This is a genomic window from Polynucleobacter sp. 39-46-10 (genome assembly GCF_002282275.1).
In genome coordinates this window covers 1-4,839 of sequence record NZ_NCJB01000177.1, presented here as the reverse complement: position 1 = coordinate 4,839, position 4,839 = coordinate 1, and the positions used below count along the sequence as shown (strand labels likewise).

The 4,839-nt window shown below is 47.1% G+C and carries 4 protein-coding genes and 1 pseudogene; 4 read left to right on the top strand and 1 reads right to left on the bottom strand.

All coding sequences use genetic code 11. The features are described from left to right. A partial coding sequence (locus B7X71_RS11900) for a DUF3047 domain-containing protein (RefSeq protein WP_293600839.1) occupies nt 1-620 on the bottom strand: 620 nt, incomplete at its 3' end. A 47-nt stretch (nt 621-667) separates the two neighbouring features. Here B7X71_RS11900 and B7X71_RS11895 point away from each other — a divergent pair. The 4 genes and pseudogenes from B7X71_RS11895 to B7X71_RS11880 form a co-directional block, all read left to right on the top strand. After that, entirely contained in the window at nt 668-2,164 is a 1,497-nt protein-coding gene (locus tag B7X71_RS11895) for a glycosyltransferase family 39 protein (protein WP_293600838.1), read from the top strand. Between the two features lie 48 nt (nt 2,165-2,212). Continuing rightward, nucleotides 2,213-3,256: a lysylphosphatidylglycerol synthase transmembrane domain-containing protein gene (locus tag B7X71_RS11890; protein WP_293600837.1), complete on the top strand. Its 1,044-nt coding sequence runs from the start codon at nt 2,213-2,215 to the stop codon at nt 3,254-3,256. A gap of 17 nt (nt 3,257-3,273) precedes the next feature. Next, nucleotides 3,274-4,533: a glycosyltransferase family 9 protein gene (locus tag B7X71_RS11885; RefSeq protein ID WP_293600836.1), complete on the top strand. Its 1,260-nt coding sequence runs from the start codon at nt 3,274-3,276 to the stop codon at nt 4,531-4,533. A gap of 5 nt (nt 4,534-4,538) precedes the next feature. Next, nucleotides 4,539-4,839 (top strand): annotated as a pseudogene (locus B7X71_RS11880) (hypothetical protein); the annotation flags it as partial.

The following is a 4,839-nucleotide window of genomic DNA, read 5'->3' as shown; positions in this document are numbered from 1 at the left end:
GAGTCAACCACAATCATCTTCACGCGAGAAGTGTGAGCGTTATTCAACAGGGTATTGACTGGATTCTTGCCCGACCAAACATACATCACTGTGGCGTATGGCATCTCTTGCCCACTAATCAAGCTAGCCATCTCAAAGGTGAGCTTTTCTTTTAAGGGAAGCTTGGATTTATTACCATCAAAGGCTACCAAAATGCGAAGTGGCGCATCATCCTGTTGGCTCTCTGCGTTGTCTGCATTCGGTATAGCAGCTACCGCCTTCCACTCCCACTGCAACCATAGGTTTTGCGCTGAACGTGGTCGAAGCTTTACCGCAAGACCAGATGCCGATGTTTTAGAGTTAGCAGCGAGCACCGTGCGACCTTGATAATTCTCCAACCGGTAAATCGTGTTCTTTTTGTAAGGCGCTATGTGGTAAAAATGCCAACCATCTGGCATGCCATTTCTTGGTCTATCAGCAGAAAATTTCGGCAAATCTTCCTGAGCCGGCAACTGATCTACGTTAAATGCTTGACCAGCCTCATTCTCAATGGAATTCCCAGTGAAGCCTGCACAGCCAAGCAAAGAGATGGCTGTAGCAGTCAACAGCAGCAGGGATCGAAAGCCAGTTTTTGTAAACATCCCTAGAATTGTCCCAAAGAATGGGGTGCTAAGTCTAAAATTGCCTGATGCGCCATCAATCCCCCTCAAGCTGGGCCGCTATCAGCATCTGTATCGCTGCGGCGCTGCACTTTGCCCTTGGCTTCTCGATTGAGTTCTCTGTTGATGAAGCGCATTACGCTTTATATGCAAAACATCTTGCCTGGAGTTACTTTGATCATCCACCATTAGTTGGCTGGATCCAGTGGCCATTAGTTGCCCTCACTTCATCCGAGGGGATCATTCGCCTCATTCCGGAATTGCTTTGGGTACTTTCTGCTTTCTTGGTATATCAGGTAACTATTGAAATTCATCACCTGATGCAGGGACGTAATGCGGGTTACCTAACCACCGCCCTACCTTCAGCGAATCTATGTGGATTGATGGCTGTTTTAACAATCATTGCAGCCCCACTACCGCATGTTTTAGCAATCGGTCTTTTGCCTGACACCTTGCTCGCACCCTTAAGTCTGGGTTTAATGTTGATGGCTTTGCGCTGGATCCAAAATGATTACTTCACTGTTTCTGACTGGATTATTACTGGCCTGCTACTGGGCCTAGCAGGTCTGAGCAAATACACCGCTGCGTTTACTGCATTTGCCCTGCTCTTTGTTTTCTTGGCCTTACCAAAGAAACCTTGGATTACTAAAGCAGGTTTTTGGATAGCGGCAGCAATTGCCTTAATTGTGATTAGCCCAGTACTCTATTGGAACTGGATCAATGATTGGATCTCGTTCAAGTACCAAATTGCCCATGGTAGTGGTGGCACTTGGGCATGGCGTAGAGTTGGCGCCTTCATTGGTATTCAGATTGCCTGCTTTGGGCCGCTATTACTTTTAGGCAGCTATACATATATTAAGCACTGCCTTCACTCCCACAAGCTCCTTATCTTTGCTTTGCTGAGCTTTTTCATGATCCCTTTCATGATTTTTGCTTCACTTTCTGGGGGCGGCAGTCTCCCCCACTGGACTACCCCGGCGTGGTTTTGTCTAGCGCCATTTGCCGGCATTGGTCTAGCCAAGGCATGGGCCATGCAACATCGCATGGCAATACGCATCTTATTTGTTGGGCAACTACTCATTTGCTTAATAGGCTTTGGCTATGTTTTATCGGGAGGCATGAATACGGCAGCCCTTAAGTCCAATCCAATTGCTGACCTCTACGGATGGAAGATTGCAGGCGAAAAAGCAGCTCAATTGGCACAAGCCACTAAAGCAAACGGCATTGCAGTACAAAACTGGACGTTGGGTAGTCGGGCTGCTTGGTATGCGCAACCAGTACCAGTCTTTGTATTGGACCAGCGTCAGGATCAGTTTGACCTCTGGTTTGGGCAATTACCAGCTGGTGCGAACGCCTTAGTAATCAATTGGTCGGGCATGACTTTTAAGCCGCCTGTTGGGGCAAACCCCGCCTTTGAGCTCTGCGAACCCCTGGACAACCTAGAAATCATCCGGTTTGGGCAGGTTTTATCCAAATTTGACTACAGTCTTTGTCGCAACTGGCAGGACGCTGGTACAGCACGTTAATTCCCCAAATTCAAGACCTTAGGAGCCATAGGCATTATCCTTATGCCTATGAGTTCACAACCCCAAGCCACCCCAAAAGCCACATCTGGGTGGAAAGCAATCCTCAAACGGGCTTGGCCCACCATTCGTATTGTTTTGTCAGTCGCACTCCTCTGGAAGGCCACGAGCGGAATTGATTGGCACGCCCTATTCAATTCTGAAATTCGGATGCAGCCTTGGTGGTTTTTAGCTGCGGTATTCACGATGCTCTCGGCATTTATATGTGGTGGACTGCGCTGGGGATTTTTAATGCGCAAAGTTGGGTTTCAAGGAAGTCTCCTTAACTTTGTAGCACTCTATTTTGCTGGCGGACTCATCAATCAGGGACTACCAAGCACTCTTGGTGGGGATAGTTATCGCGCTATTACAGCCACCCATTTAAGTAGCAGCGGCAAATTGACTGAAGAAAAAGGCTTAGATGAGGAGCTTCATCACTCGGTTGACTTGGAGCACGCAACACCTAAATTGCGTCTGAGTTTTTCTATGGTGCTAGTAGATCGCCTACTTGGCTTGGCAGGAAACAATTTACTGGGTGGACTGGGCCTCATTTTGGGTGGCGCTACTTTGGCCGCCTGGGGAACAGACTTGGGTTACGCCGTCACAGGCATCATGGTTTTTGCTGGTTTATTTATTGCTGCCGTTTTAGCCTGGGGTCCGAGCTGCAACTTGCTACAAAAATTATTAGATCGCCTCAAAATGAGCCATGCCCTCCTAGGAATTAAGCTCGCTTTTTCTTGGCCCATGAATATCGCTCAAGCTGTATTTGCAATTGGCATTCATGCTCTCACAATTTTGACGCTGCTCTTCTGTCTTAAAGCCTATGGAGTGGATGCGCCTATTGAAGCCCTCATGATTGGCTTGCCTGCACTCAGCCTTCTCTTGATGCTGCCAATCAGTATCTCTGGCTGGGGCTTACGTGAAGCCACACTCTCTTCAGTATTGGCATTGTGGGGTGTAAGCCCCTCTATGACCGTATTAGCATCCATTAGCTACGGCGCTATTACCGTGTTATCGGTATTACCCGGCGCTTACTTTTTATTAAAACGGAAGTAATTTTTTAGAGCCCTACTATGAGTATTAGTGTCAATACTATGCGCGCCATTGACCATTGGGTTGGTGTGCCACTTTGTGCAGTAGCAAGCCCAGTAGTCGCTCTAATGGATAGCATCAAGAATATATTTGGTCGGGGACCAGATGAGCCAAGCAAACTGCTCTTTATTGAGTTATCAGAAATGGGTAGCGCCATCTTAGTAGACCCGGCTATGCGTAATGCACAGGCTCGTGGCGCTGAATTATTTTTCCTGATCTTTAAAAGCAATCGCGCTAGTCTCACTTTATTAAATACTGTTAAGCCTGAGAATATTTTTACGATTGATTCTTCAAGCTTGGGCGGCTTAATTAAAGACACGCTCAAATTTTTACTACTAGCTCGCAAGCATCGTATCGACACCGTCATTGATTTGGAGTTGTTCTCTCGCTTTACCGCTCTACTCACTGGCCTCTGTGGTGCACGTCGTCGCGTGGGTTATCACATCTTTCATGGTGAAGGTTTATGGCGTGGCTTTATGCTGACTCGCAAAGTCCATTACAACCCGCACATCCACATTACCAAGAATTTTCTATCTCTAATTCATGCGGCATTTGCTAAAAAGATTGAAGTCCCATTTAGCAAAATACATATTGCAGATTCTGAAGTGCGTTTAGAGCAAGCAGTAATTAATCCAACTGTATTGAATCAAATTCGCGAGCGTATTGAGAAACTGAGTGGGTCTTTTGGTATTCAATTTAAGCAAGGCGGGCAACGTCTGATTTTGGTCAATCCCAATGCCAGTGATTTATTGCCGCAACGACGTTGGGCGCAACAGCGCTTCTCAGAACTGATTCAAGGATTAAATCAACGTTATCCTAATGACCTTATTTTGATCACTGGCTCCCCCGCTGAATTTCAGTATGTTGAAAAAGTACGCTCAGTTGCTAATGTTAAAAACGCTCTGAACTTTGCCGGTCAAGTGAGCTTCGCAGAACTACCGGCGCTGTACACACTATCTGATGTTATGGTGACTAACGACTCTGGGCCTGGGCATTTTTCTGCGGTGACCCCGTTGCGCACAGTCGTTTTATTTGGACCAGAAACTCCAGCGCTCTATGGCTCGGTTGGCAAGTCAATTGCGATCACAGCCAATCTCGCATGCTCACCTTGTGTCAGTGCCGCCAATCATCGTAAGACACCGTGCCATGACAATGTCTGTATGCAGGCCATCACTGTCACTCAGGTGCTGGAGAAGATGGTGCATCAACTCAATGAAGCCGATCAAGAGCGAGCACGCTAATTCGAATGACTGAGCAGCGCAAGTCGATTTTTGCAATTGCCTCGATTTGGGTTTGGTGCATCCCATTTCTGCCGCTTGGCCTAGCAATTGCTATTTATTTTGGTGAACTGCAAACCCCAACTTTTTTGTTCATTAATCGCTATACCCAGATCCTGCCCGATACCCTGTGGGCCTGGCTTACTTTTATTGGCAATGGTTGGGGCATCTTTGCTTTGTGCTTCCCACTCTTAGTACTAGCGCCTCGATTACTCTGCGCTGGACTATTGGCCTCTCTGATTGGTGGCGCTTTTAGCCAAATCATTAAAC

Bases quoted from the DNA above. Each gene is read 5' to 3' on its own strand.
- B7X71_RS11895 (WP_293600838.1), top strand. From the start codon at position 668: ATGCGCCATCAATCCCCCTCAAGCTGGGCCGCTATCAGCATCTGTATC.
- B7X71_RS11890 (WP_293600837.1), top strand. From the start codon at position 2,213: ATGAGTTCACAACCCCAAGCCACCCCAAAAGCCACATCTGGGTGGAAA.
- B7X71_RS11885 (WP_293600836.1), top strand. From the start codon at position 3,274: ATGAGTATTAGTGTCAATACTATGCGCGCCATTGACCATTGGGTTGGT.